Source organism: Falsiroseomonas sp. RANM36 (genome assembly GCF_056682175.1).
Window position 1 is genome coordinate 1,306,323 of sequence record NZ_JBWXTD010000003.1, and the last position, 972, is coordinate 1,307,294.

At 73.5% G+C, this 972-nt stretch carries 2 protein-coding genes; both read right to left on the reverse strand.

Annotated elements, in window-relative coordinates:
• On the reverse strand, positions 1-382 hold a 382-nt coding region (locus AC1MIR_RS11095), incomplete at its 3' end, for an MAPEG family protein (protein WP_480028216.1).
• Positions 382-855 carry a YbaK/EbsC family protein gene (locus AC1MIR_RS11100; protein WP_480028217.1) on the reverse strand — a complete coding sequence of 158 codons (474 nt, stop codon included), beginning with the start codon at positions 853-855 and terminating at the stop codon, positions 382-384. The genes AC1MIR_RS11095 and AC1MIR_RS11100, both read right to left, overlap by 1 nt.
• Between the last annotated feature and the right edge of the window lie 117 nt (positions 856-972).

Sequence of the window (972 nt, forward strand, 5' to 3'; positions counted from 1 at the left end):
TGGCGGCCGCCAGCCCGAGCAGCGCGGCGGCCGCCACGCCCATCATCGTGAAGGTCAGGCTCATGCCGAGGACGCGCCACTTGAAGTCCTCGGGCTCCTTCGCGATGCCCTGGGCGTGCAGCACCCGCCCGGCCACCAGGACAACGCCCAGCACATGCAGCGCCCAGTCGGGCAGGCCATTGATCTCGCAGAGCGCGAGCAGCAGCAGCGCGAAGGGCACGTACTCCGAAAAATTGCCATGCGCGCGCGCCGCCCGCTCGACCAGCCGGTGGCCGGTGCCGAGCGCCACGCGGTGCAGGCGCCGCGCCTTGATCACCCGCGTCGCCAGCCAGACGAAATAGAGGCCGAGCAGCCCCGCATAGAGCGCCGTGACGGGCAGCATCAGGCGGTCTCCTTCACATCGGCCCGCGTGCCGCCGGACAGCGCCAGCAGGGCTTCCGGCGTGGTCGCGAAGACATGCATCGGCGAGCCGGCGGCCGCCCACACCGTCCCGAACGCAAAAAGATCCTCGTCCACCAGCACCACGGGCGGCGTCAGGTGGCCGAGCGGTGCGACGCCGCCGATGGCGAAGCCGCTCCGGTCCCGCACCCAGCTGCCGTCGGCCCGCTTCACCGGCAGGCCGGTGGCCGCGGCCACCTTGGCCATGTCCACCCGGTTGGCGCCGGAGGCGATCACCAGCACCACCCGCTCGCCGCCGCGGAAGACGATGGATTTCGCGATCTGCGCCACCTGGCAGCCGACGGCCGCTGCGGCGTCGGCCGCGCTGCGCGTGCCTTCCGGGAAGGCCTGCACGGAATCCGCATGTCCGGCCGCCAGCAGCGCCGCCCGCACCCGTTCGACAGACCCGCCGGACATCGCCATACCCTTTCCTCTTGCACGCGCTCCGCGCGTGCCCTCAAACGCCGGCCCCCCCCAACCCCCCCCAGGAAAAGCCCGCCCCCCCCCCCACCGCCCCCGGCCCCCCCGCGCCGC